This is a genomic window from Sphingomonas sp. LM7, from assembly GCF_002002925.1.
Lineage (GTDB): Bacteria > Pseudomonadota > Alphaproteobacteria > Sphingomonadales > Sphingomonadaceae > Sphingomonas.
Genome location: NZ_CP019511.1, coordinates 632158 through 648023, shown reverse-complemented (window position 1 = coordinate 648023; position 15866 = coordinate 632158). Strand labels below are relative to the sequence as shown.

The 15866-nt window shown below is 65.5% G+C and carries 21 protein-coding genes; 12 read left to right on the top strand and 9 right to left on the bottom strand.

Translation table 11 applies throughout. The annotated features are described in order from the left end of the window. Positions 1–6 precede the first annotated feature (6 nt). Positions 7–636 carry an energy transducer TonB gene (locus BXU08_RS03105; protein WP_171982399.1) on the top strand — a complete coding sequence of 210 codons (630 nt, stop codon included), beginning with the start codon at positions 7–9 and terminating at the stop codon, positions 634–636. Positions 637–656: 20 nt separating this feature from the next. Here BXU08_RS03105 and BXU08_RS03100 read toward each other — a convergent pair whose 3' ends face one another. The 4 genes from BXU08_RS03100 to BXU08_RS03085 form a co-directional block, all read right to left on the bottom strand. Further along, positions 657–917 carry a hypothetical protein gene (locus BXU08_RS03100; RefSeq protein WP_253190488.1) on the bottom strand — a complete coding sequence of 87 codons (261 nt, stop codon included), beginning with the start codon at positions 915–917 and terminating at the stop codon, positions 657–659. A 35-nt stretch (positions 918–952) separates the two neighbouring features. After that, positions 953–1249: a DUF1508 domain-containing protein gene (locus BXU08_RS03095; RefSeq protein ID WP_077508691.1), complete on the bottom strand. Its 297-nt coding sequence runs from the start codon at positions 1247–1249 to the stop codon at positions 953–955. Further along, positions 1246–1455, bottom strand: coding sequence for a hypothetical protein (locus tag BXU08_RS03090; RefSeq protein WP_077508689.1), 210 nt, complete (start codon positions 1453–1455; stop codon positions 1246–1248). Before BXU08_RS03090 ends, BXU08_RS03095 begins: the two co-directional genes overlap by 4 nt. A 111-nt stretch (positions 1456–1566) precedes the next feature. Then, entirely contained in the window at positions 1567–4416 is a 2850-nt protein-coding gene (locus BXU08_RS03085) for a TIM-barrel domain-containing protein (protein WP_077508687.1), read from the bottom strand. A 173-nt stretch (positions 4417–4589) separates the two neighbouring features. Here BXU08_RS03085 and BXU08_RS03080 point away from each other — a divergent pair, with 173 nt between their 5' ends. From BXU08_RS03080 to BXU08_RS03065, 4 genes are all read left to right on the top strand, one after another. Next, on the top strand, positions 4590–4820 hold the full coding sequence (locus BXU08_RS03080; protein ID WP_077508685.1) for a hypothetical protein: 231 nt from the start codon (positions 4590–4592) through the stop codon (positions 4818–4820). A gap of 4 nt (positions 4821–4824) precedes the next feature. Continuing rightward, positions 4825–5349, top strand: a complete 525-nt coding sequence (locus tag BXU08_RS03075) for a gamma carbonic anhydrase family protein (RefSeq protein ID WP_077508683.1) — start codon at positions 4825–4827, stop codon at positions 5347–5349. 84 nt (positions 5350–5433) lie between these two features. Next, positions 5434–6387 carry a nitronate monooxygenase family protein gene (locus tag BXU08_RS03070; RefSeq protein WP_077508681.1) on the top strand — a complete coding sequence of 318 codons (954 nt, stop codon included), beginning with the start codon at positions 5434–5436 and terminating at the stop codon, positions 6385–6387. Between the two features lie 170 nt (positions 6388–6557). Further along, positions 6558–7157: a hypothetical protein gene (locus tag BXU08_RS03065; RefSeq protein ID WP_077508679.1), complete on the top strand. Its 600-nt coding sequence runs from the start codon at positions 6558–6560 to the stop codon at positions 7155–7157. A gap of 19 nt (positions 7158–7176) precedes the next feature. Here the strand turns inward: BXU08_RS03065 and BXU08_RS03060 are convergent, their stop codons facing one another. Both BXU08_RS03060 and BXU08_RS03055 read right to left on the bottom strand, forming a co-directional pair. Beyond that, complete coding sequence (locus BXU08_RS03060; RefSeq protein ID WP_077508677.1) at positions 7177–7635, bottom strand: DUF1465 family protein; 459 nt, start codon at positions 7633–7635, stop codon at positions 7177–7179. Between the two features lie 74 nt (positions 7636–7709). Next, complete coding sequence (locus tag BXU08_RS03055) at positions 7710–7907, bottom strand: YdcH family protein (RefSeq protein ID WP_077508675.1); 198 nt, start codon at positions 7905–7907, stop codon at positions 7710–7712. 148 nt (positions 7908–8055) lie between these two features. Here BXU08_RS03055 and BXU08_RS03050 point away from each other — a divergent pair, with 148 nt between their 5' ends. Then, complete coding sequence (locus BXU08_RS03050; protein ID WP_077508673.1) at positions 8056–8208, top strand: YdcH family protein; 153 nt, start codon at positions 8056–8058, stop codon at positions 8206–8208. An 87-nt stretch (positions 8209–8295) separates the two neighbouring features. On the opposite strand, the gene BXU08_RS03045 is transcribed toward BXU08_RS03050, so the two are convergent. Continuing rightward, a complete protein-coding gene (locus BXU08_RS03045) occupies positions 8296–8676 on the bottom strand; it encodes a PilZ domain-containing protein (RefSeq protein WP_077508671.1) in 381 nt (126 codons plus the stop codon). A gap of 105 nt (positions 8677–8781) precedes the next feature. Then, the gene (gene dksA, locus BXU08_RS03040; RefSeq protein WP_077508669.1) at positions 8782–9249 is read right to left on the bottom strand and encodes an RNA polymerase-binding protein DksA; all 468 of its coding nucleotides are present in this window, start codon (positions 9247–9249) and stop codon (positions 8782–8784) included. Between the two features lie 418 nt (positions 9250–9667). Here dksA and BXU08_RS19730 point away from each other — a divergent pair, with 418 nt between their 5' ends. Further along, on the top strand, positions 9668–10504 hold the full coding sequence (locus tag BXU08_RS19730) for a hypothetical protein (RefSeq protein WP_171982398.1): 837 nt from the start codon (positions 9668–9670) through the stop codon (positions 10502–10504). Positions 10505–10674: 170 nt separating this feature from the next. On the opposite strand, the gene BXU08_RS03030 is transcribed toward BXU08_RS19730, so the two are convergent. Then, the gene (locus BXU08_RS03030; protein WP_077508667.1) at positions 10675–11130 is read right to left on the bottom strand and encodes a host attachment family protein; all 456 of its coding nucleotides are present in this window, start codon (positions 11128–11130) and stop codon (positions 10675–10677) included. 89 nt (positions 11131–11219) lie between these two features. Here BXU08_RS03030 and serS point away from each other — a divergent pair, with 89 nt between their 5' ends. The 5 genes from serS to BXU08_RS03005 all read left to right on the top strand — a co-directional run bounded on the left by serS (position 11220) and on the right by BXU08_RS03005 (position 15853). After that, the gene (gene serS, locus BXU08_RS03025) at positions 11220–12491 is read left to right on the top strand and encodes a serine--tRNA ligase (protein WP_077508665.1); all 1272 of its coding nucleotides are present in this window, start codon (positions 11220–11222) and stop codon (positions 12489–12491) included. Beyond that, on the top strand, positions 12491–13255 hold the full coding sequence (surE, locus tag BXU08_RS03020) for a 5'/3'-nucleotidase SurE (protein ID WP_077508663.1): 765 nt from the start codon (positions 12491–12493) through the stop codon (positions 13253–13255). Before serS ends, surE begins: the two co-directional genes overlap by 1 nt. Before the next feature lie 49 nt (positions 13256–13304). After that, positions 13305–14369 carry a M23 family metallopeptidase gene (locus BXU08_RS03015; RefSeq protein WP_253190487.1) on the top strand — a complete coding sequence of 355 codons (1065 nt, stop codon included), beginning with the start codon at positions 13305–13307 and terminating at the stop codon, positions 14367–14369. Positions 14370–14498: 129 nt separating this feature from the next. After that, positions 14499–15506, top strand: coding sequence for a TrkA family potassium uptake protein (locus BXU08_RS03010; RefSeq protein WP_077508659.1), 1008 nt, complete (start codon positions 14499–14501; stop codon positions 15504–15506). Beyond that, the gene (locus tag BXU08_RS03005; RefSeq protein WP_077508657.1) at positions 15503–15853 is read left to right on the top strand and encodes a DMT family protein; all 351 of its coding nucleotides are present in this window, start codon (positions 15503–15505) and stop codon (positions 15851–15853) included. The genes BXU08_RS03010 and BXU08_RS03005 overlap by 4 nt, the downstream gene beginning before the upstream one ends. Positions 15854–15866: the final 13 nt, after the last annotated feature.

Here is a 15866-nt window from a genome sequence, read left to right as displayed (position 1 = left end):
AGGCCGATGATGATCGTCTTGTTGTTCGCAGCCTTGCAGCCCGCGCCCGCCGTCGATGCGCAGCCGCCGCGGCTGATCGAGACGCAGCCGGCGATCAGCTATGACGATTATCCGATCGAAGCGATCCGGCGCGGCGAAGCGGGCGTCGTCTCGGTGCTGCTCAAGGTCTCCGACGAAGGCAGCGTGATGCAGTGCGAAGTCACCGAATCTAGCCTGTCGAAGCCGCTCGACGAGCAGACCTGCAGCTTGCTCAAGCGGCGCGCGCGCTTTGCGCCGGCCACCGACGCGAGCGGCCGCAAGGTCGCCGGCGAATATCGCCTGTCGACGCCCTGGGGACTGGAGAAGGAGCATCAGCCGCGCACTGCGATCGAGGCAGTGCTGCAGGTGGCTGAGCTGCCCAGCGGCTATGATCGCCCGGCCAAGGTCCAGCTGGTCTATTACGGCGCCGGCGCGCCCAAGGAGTGCGACGTGCTGACCTCGAGCGGCAGTTCGCTCGCCGATCGCACCGCTTGCCACTACGCCACCCGCACCTTCTCGGCCGAAGCGCCCAAAAGCCGGTCCAAGTCGGTCGCTGCCGCCGCGGTGCGCTACGTCAATGCGAGCTTCGTCGTCGAAAAGGGCGCGGCGGCGAACTGATCCGCCCGCACGCCCACGGGTCAGGCGTTGGCCAGTCCGCGATCGGGGTTCTCGCTGAACCCGCGCTCCTCGCGCACGACGATTTCCATCCCGGCATCACCGGGGCCGACGGCACGGAGCTTGCGCCGCTCGCGATGCTCGGCGGCGACGGCTTCCTTGGCCCAGGCGGTTGCCGCGGCTTCCGCCTGGATGCGGACGCTGTTCAGCGTCGAGGCGGCGGCCCGGGCACGCTGGAGCGCTTCCTGGGCACGGCAAAGAATCGATGATGGGGGAATGTACACAGTCCTTTCGGTGAGGCGGTAATCGGCTGTGGGGATCAGCTCTGGAGTGAACTCCCGCGCACGCTTGCCGTTCCGGCGCCGGTCCGAAGTGCGTTCACTGCCGCCACGCATTCGCGCTCGCTGCCGAACCCGTCGCCCGAGGCGACGGTAAGGCCCGCGCCCGAGCAAAACCGCCAGCGCCAGTCCTCGCCCGAGAACAGGACCGAAGTGAGCTTGATGCGATCGGCGCGATAGATTTCGAAATAGGCCTGGGCCTCGCCCGCCGGTCGCAGGTCCTGATCGGCGCAGGCGACAAGCCCCTCCGCCGACAGAGCGCCCGCGAAGAGGTTCATGGCCGCAACCGGATGCGCGTCACCGCGCCGGTGATCACGCGCTTGCCGAATGCCTTGGCAACCGCGTTGGCGCCGTCAATGTTCATCAGCACGACGCGGGTGCCGCGTGGGTGCAGCGATTCGATCGCGCTGATCGCCGCCTTGTGCTTGGCGGCCATGGCCTCGACGTCGGCCCGATCGGCATCGATATTGATTGCGCGCGACACGTGAATCTCCCGTCAGAGCGGGAGCGCACGCATCTCTCAGCCGCACCATGCTCGAATGAAGGTCGGCGCGATGACAACGATATGGGGTGCGACTCGGCTTTTTACCAGCCCTCAGGGCCGGCGCACCGTGATCGCCGACCCGTCATAGACGAAGCTCTGCGCGGATTCGGCAAAGTCGGGCACCACAGCGCGGCCCGGCGTGTAAAAGCGCACCGACACCGCCCGCTTTTTCGCCATCCCGTCATAGCCGCCCTCGCGCGCCCCGATCGTCAGCGCGCCGCTGCCTTCGTCCCATTTGACCGGCACCCGCGCGAACTTGCCCTGCTGGTATTTCGGACTGACTCCGTCGTCCTCGTAGAGCGAGAAACTGCCGCTTGCCCCGGTGAAGACATGCAGCACGATCGGCCCGTCGGGCTGTTCGCCGACATGGCTGATCGCCGCGCCGGTCGGCACGATCGAGCCGGCGCGCACGAACAGCGGCATCGCCTCGCGCGGCGCCGCCGCCTTGACCGTCTGCCCGCCCTTGTAGAGCACGCCCGTGGCGAAGTCGTACCACCCGGCGCCGTCAGGCAGATAGACGTCGCGTGTCCGCGCGCCGAACCCGGTCACCGGCGCGACTAGGAAGGCCGGCCCGAACAGGTACGCGTCATCGATGTTCCAGGTCTTGCGGTCGCGCGGGAAGTCCATCACCAGCCCGCGCATCATCGTCCCGTCCTTGTGCCAGGTGTCGGCGGCGATCGTGTAGATATACGGCATCAGCCGGTAGCGAAGCTTGTCGTAGGCGACCATCGACTCGTACATCGCCTTGTCGCCCGCAGCGATCTCGAAGATCTCGCGCTTGGGGGTTTCGCCATGGCTGCGGAACAGCGGCGAGAAGGCGCCGAACTGGAACCAGCGCAGATTGAGCTCGCGCCACTCCGCGACATGCGCGGGCTCCTGGTTGGTATAGCGGTCCTCGAGCGCGAAGCCGCCGATGTCATGCGTCCAGTTGGGCACCCCCGACATCGACAGATTGACGCCGGCCGAAATCTGGTCCCGCAGATCGTCCCAACGTGCGGTGATGTCGCCCGACCACAACGCCGAGCTGGTCCGCTGGACCCCGCCGAACCCCGAGCGCGTCAGGATGAACGGCCTTTTGTCGGGCAGCGCGGTACGTAGTCCGTCCGCCACCCCCTCGGCATGGACCAGCGGGAAGCTGTTGAAGAACAATGCCGCCGGCCCCTGCGCGGTCGGCCCCATCCGGTCGATGCGCTGCTCGATCGACAGGTTCGAATGGATATCGGGCTCGGTCGCGTCCATCCACCAGGCATCGAAGCCCTTGTCGACCAGCGCTTCCTTCATCTGGCGGAAATAGATCGCCCGCGCCTCGGGCGCATACGGATCGTAATCGGTATTCTCATACCCCTTGCCGACCCAATCCTTCTCCCTGGCCTTGAGGTTGCCGAGATAGAGATGGCCCTTCGCCATCAGCTCCTTGGCGTTCGCGGTGTTCGGATAGAATTTGGGCCAGACCGAGATCATCACGCGCGTGTTCAGCGCATGCGCCTCGTTGACCATGCCCACCGGATCGGGGAAGCGCTTGGCGTCGAAGCAATGGCAGCCCCATTGGTCCTCGGGCCAGTAGAACCAGTCCTGGACGATGTTGTCGATCGGGATGTCGCGCTTGCGATACTCGCGCACCACCGAGAGCAATTGTTCCTGCGTCTCGTAGCGCTGGCGGCTCTGCCAGAAGCCATAGGCCCAGTTTGGCATCATCTCGGCCTTGCCGGTCAGCCCGCGATAGCCGGCGATGACCTCGTCCATGTTGCGCCCGCCGACATAATAATAGTCGATCGCCCGTCCGACATCCGACGACAGCCACACCGAATGGCGATCGGGCTGCGCCAGCGGATCCGAATGGTACAAGGCAAGATAGCCCGCATTGGGCTCCCATTCGATGCGCAGTTCGACTTGCTTGCCCGCGGTCATCGGCAGCTCGAAATTGTGGAACCAAGGATTCCAGTTCTGCCGCCAGCGCGACAGCACTTCCGTGCCGTCGGCGAACACCTTCACATAGCTCGACGAATAGAGCCGGAATTTATGCGTGCCGGTCTTGTCCGGCGTGACGCTGCCGCTCCACACCACGCTCTGCTTGCCGACGACCACGCCCGCGGTGTTCTGCCCGCTCTGCGGCGAGGCGACGGTCTGCGCCTTGGCCGCCTCGGGCCAGTTCGCCTGATCCTTGATGAACTGATAGTCGATGAACGGCTCCTGCCGCGTGACCGCCAGCTTCTCGCCGAGGAAATACTCCGCCTTCCAGCCCGGCTTGCCGCCACTGCTTACCTTCAGCCCCTGCCCGACATGGGCATAGGGCGCCGGATTGCCGAAGCGCGTGATCGAGTTGTTGTCCCACAGCAGCCCGTAATTGCGCGTCGACACGAGGAACGGGATCGCGATGTCCATATTGTGCTGGGCGAGTTCGACGTCCTCGCCATTGTAGTTCATCTGTCGGTTCTGGTGCTGGCCGAGGCCGTACAGGCCCTCGTCGGTGCCACGGTTGAACTGCTGTTCGGTGGCGAGGAACGGTTTGCCGTCTGCGCTGGTCGCGGTGAAGCGCCGCCGCGCCTCGTCGAGCACCAGCTTGCCCGCGGCATCGCGAAACTGCACGCGCCCGTCGGACAGGCGGATCTCGGCCGTCGCCTTGGCCAGCTTGAGCGTCACCAGCCCCCTGGTCTCGGCAATCACCGGATCGCCCGCCGCGTCCGCAGTCACCATCAGGCTCCTGGGCAGATTGAGGTCGCTCGCCGGCACCGCGGTCACCCGGAAGGCGGCGTCGCCATAAGCGAGCACGCGCACGCGCTTGGCAGCGCCCTGGTCCGGCGTAACGATCACGCCGTGCGGCACGCGCTCGACTTCGGACGCCAGCGCCGTGCCCGACAGCAGCATGGCGGCGAGCCCCGCCATCCCCCAAACCTTGTTCAAGCCCCGTCTCCCAATATTTTCACATATGCTATTCATTTTTACATTCGCCGTCCAGCCGCATCGCGCGACCAAAGCATGTTCCTACGCGATGATCCGCAGGGTCCCGGCATTGAAGCGTTAACCTTACCGGGCTACCAAATCCGCGAGATCACGCGGGGGCGGGTTTTGAAACGATGACCGAATTCTTCATTTCACTCTACGCGATGCTGGCGATGTTCGTCCTGTTCGCGATGCAGCGCAACCAGCGCGAACAGCGGCCCAATCCGCAGATGGTGACCCTGGTGGGCTGGGGCCTGTTTTCGCTTTCCTCGACGCTGGCGATCCTGCTTGGCGCCGTCGGCCTCGCGCTGGTGCTGGGGCTGCACATGCCCCTCCCCGCGACGTTCAACGCACCGCTTTTCTGAGGCGATGCCGCTCTACGCACTGGGCGGCTACCAGCCACAACTCGCCGCAGACGCCTGGGTCGCGCCGAGCGCCGACCTGATCGGCGACGTCCACCTCGCCGAACTGGCGAGCGTATGGTTCGGCGCAGCGATCCGCGCCGACAACACTCCGATCCTGATCGGCGCGCGGACCAATATCCAGGACGGCGCGATGCTCCATTCGGACCCCGGCGCGCCGTGTACGCTGGGCGAGGACGTGACCGTCGGCCACCACGCCATCCTCCACGGCTGCACCATCGGCGACCGCTCGTTGATCGGCATGGGCGCAACGATCCTCAACCGTGCCGTGATTGGCGAGGACTGTCTGGTCGGCGCCGGCGCGCTGGTCACCGAAGGCAAGACCTTCCCGCCGGGCTATCTTATCGTCGGCTCGCCGGCCAAGGCGATCCGCCCGCTCGACGACAATCAGAAGGCGATGCTCAAGGCGTCGGCGGCGCTCTACGCAGCCAAACAGCGCCAATATGCGCAGGAACTCCGTCGAGTCGATTGAGCCACGGCCATGCTACACGGCCCTGCCGTAGCGTCGCCGAGACCGGGATAGACAGCCATTCCCGTTGCGCTACAAAACTGGTCCATGGCTCTTCCTCCGCTGTTCGATCGCCTCCGGCTCCCTGTCATCGGCTCGCCCTTGTTCATCATCTCGGTGCCCGATCTGGTCATCGCGCAGTGCAAGGCGGGGATCGTCGGTTCCTTCCCGGCGCTCAATGCACGCCCGCAGAGCCTGCTCGACGAATGGCTCCACCGGATCACCGAGGAGCTCGCCGCCTGGGACCGCGCCAATCCGGACAGCCCTGCCGCCCCCTTCGCAGTCAACCAGATCGTCCACCGCTCGAACGACCGGCTCGAGGCCGATCTCCACACCTGTGCCAAGTGGAAGGTGCCGATCGTCATCACCTCGCTCGGCGCGCGCCCCGAACTCAATGACGCAGTGCACAGCTGGGGTGGCATCGCGCTCCACGACGTCATCGACGATCGCTTCGCCCACAAGGCGATCGAGAAGGGCGCCGACGGGCTGATCCTCGTCGCTACTGGCGCGGGCGGCCATGCCGGCAAGCTCAATCCCTTCCCCTTCGTCCAGGAAGTGCGCGAGTGGTTCGACGGGCCGCTGATCCTGTCGGGCGCGATCGCCACCGGCCGCGCAGTGCTCGCCGCGCAGGTGCTCGGCGCCGACCTCGCCTATATCGGCTCACCCTTCATCGCGACTGACGAAGCCAATGCCGTCGACGCCTATAAGCAGGGCATCGTCGAGGGCCGCGCGGCCGATATCGTCTATTCGAACCTGTTCACCGGGGTGCACGGCAATTACCTGCGCAGCTCGATCGTGGCAGCCGGGCTCGACCCCGAAAAGCTGCCGGAGAGCGATCCCAGCGCAATGAACTTCGGCGGCGCCAAGGCGTGGAAGGAGATCTGGGGATCGGGCCAGGGCATCGGCGCCGTCGGCGCCGTCGAGCCCGCCGCAGTCAAGATCGAGCGGCTCAAGAGGGAATATGCCGCGGCGAAGGCGGCGCTGTGCCAATTGACAGTTTGACCCGGTATAGCTCAGCGACGGCTGGAGTCGGGCGGGCTCGACGCTCTACGTAAGTCAGCGCGCAGGCGTGTTGCGCACTCCTAGGCTCATCTCTGACGCGTTGATGCCCGATCTTCGCGTCTCTGAGCTCTCGGTGTTCAAGACGACAGCTATCGTGTATATTTCGAGCCATGCAGCTTGAAGAGCAATGGGACGACGAAGAAGCAATCCTTCGCCGACTGGATCGCAGTGAATCCACCGCAAGCGAGCTGGCCGCTCGTATCACGAACTCGATCGCAGCCGCCAATGGGGCGGGCTTGTTGGCGCTCGGTGGCTATCTGGTTTCGAAAACCTTCATTCCCCAATTGGTTCTTGTCGGAGGACTAAGCGGCTTGGCGTTCGTTACGGGATTGGGTCTGTGCGTCAGCGCGCAGATCTGCTTTCAAGCGCAAGCCGAATTTAACGCCGAACGCCTTCGACAGCGTTACATCGGCAAGAAGCTCTTGGAAGACGGCAAAGTGTTCGTTGATTCCACAGCGAGCCTTGATGAATCGGCCCGCAAAGCGCGTGATGCGGCTTGGAGCATATCTACCTGGGGCGTAGTCTCATTCATGGTGGGACTCATACTCGCAATTTCGCTTGTCACCTTTGTTGCCTTGGGGTGGAACGAAACTCGCACGGTCGCCGAGAAAAATCGTTGCGCGGCCTTACGTGCGAAAATGGTGGCCAGCAGTGTACCCGATGCCGCATCCGCAGACGTGTTCGCTGCTCTTGGCTGCAGGGTCAGCTAGCCATACGACCCGTGACCGCTCAGAACGAAGCGGAAAGCCGCTCGATCATCCGGCGCGCCGGACTCGCTTCGGCCGGCGGCTCGTCGAGCGAGGCGTCGAGCCGTGCGACGCGGCGGTGGAGTTCGATGCTGGTGGCGATGATCGTGCGCGCATGGGCAGGCATCGTATCGAGCGTCTCCGCCTCGGTCTCGGGCGCATCGCCCAGACGCCGTGAGGGCGACAGCGCATCGACGGGCGTGAGTTCGCCCGCCTCGACCGCGCGCTGAGTCAGCAGCCACGCGATGATGTGCATCAGCCGCGTCGTGACCTTGAGCGACTCGCAGGAAAAGGTGACGCGGCTCAGTGCCTCGAGCGAGTCGCGCTCGGCGCGGCCCAGCACATCGAAATAGCCGCGCGCCTCGTCAGCCAGCAGCATCGCCTCGACATAGAGCGAATCTACCAGCCTGCGATGGATCGTCGAGGTTGCCTGCTCCGTCATCCCGCTATGGTTGCCATATCGGGCGGACGAGTTGAATGCTTAATATTACAGCATTTTCGTCCCGGCTCGGGAGATCAGGCAATGATGTCGGGGACGAGCTGATCTTCGAACACCGCGATCTCGTCGCGCAGCCGCAGCTTGCGCTTCTTCAGCCGCGCCAGCTGGAGCTGGTCCGCCGAGCCGGTTTCGCGCAGCGCGTCGATCGCGGTGTCGAGATCCCGATGCTCGGTCCGCAACTCCTCGAGTCGCCGCACGATCTCGCTTTCGTCCATTCCCGCCCCCTTACGCAGTACAAGCCCCGCAACGGATCATCGCGCCTTTTCTGCAGGCTGTCGATTGCGCCGAATACGGGGGGCGACAAGCAACTCGAAAGGTGATTTATTCATTCCCCCCGGCGCCTATTGAAGGAGGAACGCTTCCATGCAGAACGCGCATTTCGTGGCACTCAACGCCAAGCATTCGACTCTGGACCAGCGGATTACCGCCGAAGCGCAACGGCCGCTTCCCGATCAGATGCTGATAGCGGATTTGAAGAAGCAGAAACTGCGCGTCAAGGAGGAGCTAAGCCGCTAGCGCGGCCGTCCACAGCTTTATTGCCGGGAGGTGCGGCCAGAGGGCCGCATCTCTGCGGTAACCACCGACGGAATGCCGAGCCGCGCCTTAGCGTCGCGTGAGCGAAGGCTTCGTATAGGCCGGGTTTTGCGCACCCTTGCCGACCGGCTTGCGCGCCAGCATCGGATCGATCTCGATATCGAAGGCCACGCCGACGCGCCCGTCGGTGACCCAGGCGATGCGCCCCTTCACCCAGCCCACGCCACGCACTTCGATTTCCACCGGCGTGTGCGCTGCGACGGGCGAGGCATATTCCGCCATCAATCCGCCCGAGGAGAGGTTGCGCACGCGCGCCTGGACGACCTTGTCGTCACCGGCGATTCGAAACTGCGCCGTGAGCATCAGGCTGTCGCGCGAACCGCTGCGCTGGCCGGTAAAGTCATCGGCCGAGAGCGCGTTCACCGAATCGGTAGAGAAATGGTCATCCATCAGGGTTGCTCGACGCAAAAATTGATCTGCGTCAGTTAAACCATCAATCCCTGACGAAAGCCTAAATTTGGCGGGCCGCGACCAAAAATCGCGGCCCGCAAGTCGCTATTCGTCGCGCGAGACCTTCTCGTTGCGCTCGTGACGCTCCTGCGCCTCGACCGTCATCGTCGCGATCGGCCGTGCTTCGAGCCGGGCGAGCGAGATCGGCTCGCCGGTCACTTCGCAATAGCCATATTCACCCTCTTCGATCCGGCGCATCGCCGCGTCGATCTTGGAGATCAGCTTGCGCTGGCGATCGCGGGTGCGCAGTTCGATCGACCAGTCGGTCTCGCTCGATGCGCGGTCGGTAAGGTCGGCCTCGCGCAGCGAATCGGTCTGCAGCTGGTTGAGGGTGCCGGCGGCCTCGCGATAGATCGCGTCCTTCCAGGCGAGCAGCTTCTCGCGGAAATACTCCTGCTGCCGCGGGTTCATGAAGGGTTCGTCGTTGTGCGGGCGATATCCGTCGCCGCCGTCATTCGCCGCCGCCGGGAAATATTTCCCCGCTTCGTCGGCACGTTCCAATACCGTAGCCATCCCCACTCTCCAACTGGTCACCCAGTGGCCAAGCCGCTGGTCGACTGCCTTTTTGCCCGCCCGCCCTATACTTGCGCACGAACGCATAGACAAGCGCGCGATTATGACAGGCACGCTGACTAATTCCCGGTAACATGAAGGAAATTAGCATCGGCTGAACAGGAGCCGGATGTCGTCCTGCGTTAACCATCATTGTTAACAAGTAACGACTTGGCGGAGCCACGAACCGTACCGAAACCGCACATTAACCATAAGCTCTGCTGCCGAGTCCCGAAAAACTGTCCAAGAACAAGGTAAATGGCGCTCGTTCCGCTTGCGCTTAATAGTTTGTTTTGCGTTTCTTGTGCATTGACGGCGCAGAAGCTGCTGACGGTTCCGTGGGGAGCGACGCGCCAGCAACAGGGAAGAGTGGGACATCATGTCGGTTCGCATGGCCTTGGCGAAACTCTGCGCATGCGCCTGTGGCGGCGCAGTCATCGGTGGCAGCGGAGTCTACGCCGTCGAACGCGTAACGCAGCCCAGCGTGGTCAAGCAGTACACGGTCGCGAAGAAGCGCGTCGTGCGCAAGGGGCCGGTCGCCGGCGTCGAGCGCAAGAAGCTCGTCCGCCGCGTCGTCACGACCAAGACCGTGACCAGGCCCGAGGTCGTCGTGGTGACGACGCAGGGCGCACCGATCCCGCTTCCGCCGCGTGAGATGCCCGTGGTAGCCGCGGCCAGCAGTGCGGCGGCCGGCGTCGTCGGTGGCGGCGGTGGCTATGGCGGCGGCTTCGGCGGCGGCTTCTTCGCCGGCGGCTTCTTCGGCAGCTCGGGCAGCTCCTCGGGCAGCAGCAGCGGCATCAACATCGAAATTTCGAGCGGTGGCACCAGCACGTCGACCGGCGGCTCGTCGACATCGACCGGCGGATCCTCGACTTCGACGTCAACCGGTGGATCCTCGACGTCGACGTCGAGCGGCGTCAGCTCCTCGACTTCGTCTTCCACCTCTTCTTCGACATCATCGTCGACATCTTCGTCGACGTCCTCCTCTACTTCATCGAGCGGCAATTGGAGCACCTCGGGCAACTGGAGCACGTCGAGCAGCTGGGGCTGCAAATGGGGCAAGCATTGCGGTGGCGGTCATAATCCCCCGCCGTCGCCACCGGGCGGCCCCGAGCCGGTCCCTGCCCCGCCGATGATCCTGCTGTTCGGCGGCGCTGCGGCGGCGCTGATCGCACGGAAACGCTTCGCCAAGAAGAAGGTGGCGGAAGCGGCCTGAGCCCAAAAAAAGCCCCTCCCTGGAAGGGAGGGGTTGGGATGGGTTTAGCAACAGGGCGGGGCTAGATGCCTCGCCCTTTGCTGTTCAGCGAGACAGCTACGATTCTTTCAAGCGCGCGGACGTGCGCACGCACCCTCCCCTCCCGAAGCGGGAGGGGATTGGACTGCGCCCTACTCCGCCCGGGCCAGCGCTTCCTCGATCTGCGGCACGGTGTGGTCGGTCAGGTCTTTCGCGATCTCGGCCTTCAATCGGTCGCTCACTTCCTTGTGATAATGCTTCCGCAGCTCGCCCAGCGTCTTGGGCGGGGCGATGATGATCAGCGACTCGAAGTCGTTGTTGAGCGCGCGCTTCTTGAGCAGTTCGGCCGTCTCCGCGGCGAAGCGGTCCTCCTCGAGCTGGTGGAAGTCCACCTCGCCCATGCTGCCGCCACCCCATTGCCCGCCGCCGCGAGTGCTCGATGCGCCGCCGGCCAGGTCGGTCGCCTGTTCGTGGTGCGAGGGGTTATGCTTGTCGACCACCTTCTTCTCGACCTGCAGGTTGGGATATTCGGCATCGCCTTCGTTCCTGAGGAACAGCATCTTCCGGCCATCCGCGACCACCACGAACGTATCGTGCGGAACCTGCATTACTCATCTCCTTGCCTAGGTGCTGATCGTCTAACGCGCCCGCACGCCGCAGGGTTGCGCCGGCCATCGCGCAAAGCCATAGCCCGGCCATGCATGACATCCGGTTCATCCGCGAAACCCCCGCTGCCTTCGACGCCGGCCTGGCCAGGCGCGGGCTCGAACCCCGCTCGGCCGAACTGCTCGCGCTCGACGAGAAGCGCCGCGCGCTGATCCACGAGGCGCAGACCACTCAGGCGCGCCGCAACGAGGCGTCGAAGGCGATCGGCGCCGCCAAGGCCCGCCGCGACGACCCCACCGACCTGATGGCCGAAGTCGCCGCCCTGAAGGAGCGGATGCCCGCGATCGACGCCGAGGAAAAGGCCGTCGGCACCGAGCTGACCACCGCCCTCGCCGCGATCCCCAATCTCCCCCTCGCCGACGTGCCGCAGGGCGCCGACGAGGAGGATAACGAACTCGTCCACCAGCGCGGCACCCCGCCCAGCTTCGCCTTCGAGGCCAAGGAACACGACGCGATCGGCCCCGCGCTCGGCCTCGATTTCGAGACCGGTGCCTTGCTCTCCGGCTCGCGCTTCACCTTCCTGCGCGGCAGCGCTGCGCGCCTCCACCGCGCGCTCGGCCAGTTCATGCTCGACACCCTCACCCGCGATCACGGCTTCGAGGAAGCGGTCGTCCCCCTTCTCGTCCGCAGCGAGAGCATGTTCGGCACCGGCCAGCTCCCCAAATTCGCCGAGGACAGCTTCGAGACCACCGACGGCCGCTGGCTGATCCCGACCTCCGAAGTCAGCCTGACCAACAGCGTCCGCGAGAAGATCCTCAGCGAAGAGGTCCTGCCGCTGCGCTTCACCGCTCTCTCGCCCTGCTTCCGCTCGGAGGCAGGCTCGGCGGGCCGCGACACCCGCGGCTATATCCGCCAGCACCAGTTCGAGAAGGTCGAGATGGTCTCGATCACCACTCCGGACCAGTCCGAGGCCGAGCATGAGCGGATGACCGCCTGCGCCGAGGATATCCTGACCAAGCTCGGCCTCGCCTTCCGCCGGATGAAGCTGTGCACCGGCGACATGGGCTTCTCCGCCGCGCGCACCTACGATCTCGAAGTGTGGCTCCCCGGCCAGGCGCGCTACCGCGAGATTTCGAGCGTCTCGACCTGCACCGATTTCCAGGCCCGCCGGATGAACGCGCGCTACCGCCCCGAGGGCGAGAAGGGCACGCGCTTCGTCCACACCCTCAACGGCTCGGGCCTCGCGGTCGGCCGCACGCTCGTCGCGGTAGTCGAGAACTATCAGCAGGAGGACGGCTCGGTCGCCGTGCCCGAAGTGCTGCAGCCCTATCTCGGCGGCATAAACCGGCTCGAACCGCGCTGATGCGTATTCTCCTCACCAACGACGACGGCTATCATGCCCGCGGCCTCGCAGTGCTCGAGCGCATCGCCCGCACCATCTCCGACGACATCACCGTGGTCGCCCCCGCCGAGGAGCAATCGGGCAAGGGCCGCGCGCTCACCCTCACCGAGCCGTTCCGCGTCCGCCGCATGGGCGACGACCGCTACGCCGTCCGCGGCACGCCCACCGATTGCGTGATGTTCGCGCTCGCCGAGGCAATGAAGGACTCCCCGCCCGACCTGATCCTCTCGGGCGTCAACCGCGGCGGCAATCTCGCCGAGGACGTGAGTTACTCGGGCACCGTCTCCGCCGCGATGGAAGGCGCGCTCGCCGGGATCCGTTCGGTCGCGCTCAGCCAGCGCTACGAGCGGACCGGGATGGGCGACGCTGTCCCCTTCGACACCGCCGAAGCCTGGGGCGAACGCGCGCTGCGCCCGCTGCTCGACGCGCCCTGGGCGCCGCGCACCCTGGTCAACATCAACTTCCCGCCGATCCCCGCCGATGCGGTCAAGGGCATCAAGCCAGTCAGCCAGGGCCTTCGCGACTATGGCCGGGTCGGCCTCGACAAGCGCGTCGATCCCCGCGGCTTCCCCTATTACTGGCTGGCGATGAGCCGATTGCCGCACACGCCCGATCCCGAAACCGACCTCGAGGCGATCGAGCAGGGCTGGATCACGGTGACGCCGCTCCACCTCGATCTCACCCACCGCGACTCGCTGGAGGGCCTCAAGGCGATCTATTGTTAACCACCCCCGTTTACCTTATTGAATCTTAAGGGTCCGGGGGGAGTTGGGAATGCGCCGCATGGGGGTAATGCTGTTCGGCGCGCTGGCGCTGTCGGGCTGCATACCGGCCGAAGCCGGGTCGGGCCCCGGCCGCTACCAGGCACCCGCCTATGACAATCCGCAGCAGGATCAGTTCGAGCGCCGCTCGCTCGATCAGGACGTCCGTACGCTGCCCGCGCCGCCGCCCGCTTGGGAAGCGCGCCGCGTCACCGCGGATGCGAAGCAGGTGTCGAGCTCGATCTATGTCGTCCAGCCCGGCGACTCGCTCCGCTCGATCGCCGCGAAGACCAGCGCCGGGTCCGAGGCGATCGCCCGCGCCAACAACCTCGTCGCGCCGTTCGTCATCCAGCCCGGCCAGCGCCTCAGCATTCCCGGCGGCCGCTATCACCTCGTCCGCACCGGCGAGACCGGCATCGCGATCGCCCGCGCCTATGGCGTCGAATGGTCGCGCGTCATCGCGGCCAATACGCTCGCCGAACCCTATATCCTGCGCACCGGCCAGCGGCTGCTGATCCCGAGCACCCGCCCGGAGACGATCGAGGAGCGCGCCGCGCGCTTCCACCTCGACATCGACGACATCCTCACCGGCGGCCAGCCAGCGCTGGCGGCCAATGCCCAGCCGGCAAAGCCCGTCGCGACGGCCAAGCGCGTCCTTCCAGCGACAACCCCGGTCGCAACACCGGCAGTACGCACCGCGGGGCAGTTCGCCTGGCCGGTCAAGGGTTCGGTGGTGAAGCGCTTCGGCCCCGGCAAAAGCGGCGAGCGCAACGACGGGATCAAGATCGCCGTGCCGCTCGACACCCCCGTCCTCGCCGCTGCCGACGGCGTCGTCGCCTATGTCGGCAGCGACGTGCCCGCACTCGGCGGCCTCGTCATCGTCAAGCACGGCAGCAGCACCACCACGGTCTACGGCCATGCCGGGCAATTGCTTGTCCAGCGCGGCCAATCGGTCAAGAAAGGCCAGATGATCGCCCTCTCCGGCAATTCAGGCTTCGCCGACCGCCCCGAACTCCATTTCGAAATTCGCCAGGGCCGCACCCCGGTCGATCCGCTGGCGAGGCTCTCCGCGAGGTGAGTCGAGCCACTCCCCTCCCTGCTTGCAGGGAGAGGCTGGGGGTGGGTGCGCGCGTCTGCGCGCCCAACGAACTCACTGCCGAACGCTACCCCTTGCCCCTCCCTTCCAGGGAGGGGATAGAGGAGCAAGATGGCCGTCCTCCCACCCGCCACGCTCAAGCGCAAATCGACCCTGCCGATCTGGGTCTCGATCAGCTGGCGAGTGCTGGCCGTGCTCGCGCTGCTCGCGCTGGCGGTGGGGGTCCACTGGATAGAGCGCGACGGGCTCAAGGACACCGCCGACGGGTCGGTCAGCTTCCTCGACATCCTCTATTTCACCTCGATCTCGGTCACCACCACCGGCTATGGCGACATCGTGCCGGTCAGCACGTCGGCGCGGATGTTCGATGCGTTCGTGGTCACGCCGATCCGCGTTTTCGTGGTGCTGCTCTTCCTGGGCACCGCCTATAATTTCGTGCTCAAGCGCACCTGGGACAAATGGCGTATGGCAGTGATCCAGCGGACCCTATCGGGTCACATCATCGTGGCCGGCTACGGCACCACCGGCTCGGAGACCGTCGACGAGCTGATCGCGCGCGGCACCGATCGCGGCCAGATCGTCGTAATCGACACCCGAGAGGAAAATCTCGAGCGCGCCAAGGCGTGCGGCTGCACCGTGCTCCAGGCCGACGCCACCCGCGACCAGATCCTTCAGGACGTGCGGATCGAATGCGCCGAATCGATGATCGTATGCGCCGGGCGCGACGACACCTCGATCCTGATCACCCTCACCGCGCGCCACCTCGCCCCGGCGATCCCGATCAGCGTGATCGTCCGCAACGAGGATAACGAACTGCCCGCGCGGGCGGCCGGCGCCACCACCGTAGTCAATCCGGTGAGCTTCGCCGGGTTGCTGCTCGCCGGCTCATGCCGCGGCCCGCACCTTTCGGGCTACCTCATGGACCTGGCCTCGATCCACGGCGAAGTCGAACTGTCCGAACGCGCCGTCCGCGCCGACGAGATCGGCAAGCCGCTCGCGGGAATCGAGACCGGCCTCGGCGTCCGCATCTATCGCGATGGCATGCATTACGGCCACAAGGCGCCCGAAGCCGCCGCGCTGCTCGCCGGCGACCTGATCGTCGAGATCGTTACCGGATGACCGAACGCCTGCTCCCGATCGCGCTGCTGCTCGCCTCGAACATCTTCATGACCTTCGCCTGGTACGGCCATCTCAAGTTCAAGGCCGCGCCGCTCTTCCTAGTGATCCTGGTCAGCTGGCTGATCGCCCTCCCCGAATATATGCTCGCAGTTCCCGCCAACCGCTGGGGCAGCAGCGTCTATTCGGCCGCGCAGCTCAAGGGGATGCAGGAAGTCATCACGCTGGCGGTATTCGCCGCCTTCTCGGTCCTGTACCTCGGCCAGAAGATCACCATGAACCACCTGATCGGCTTCGCGCTGATCGCCGCGGGAGCATTCTTCCTGTTCAGGGCCCCCGTCACCCCTTAACCCCCTCGTCACC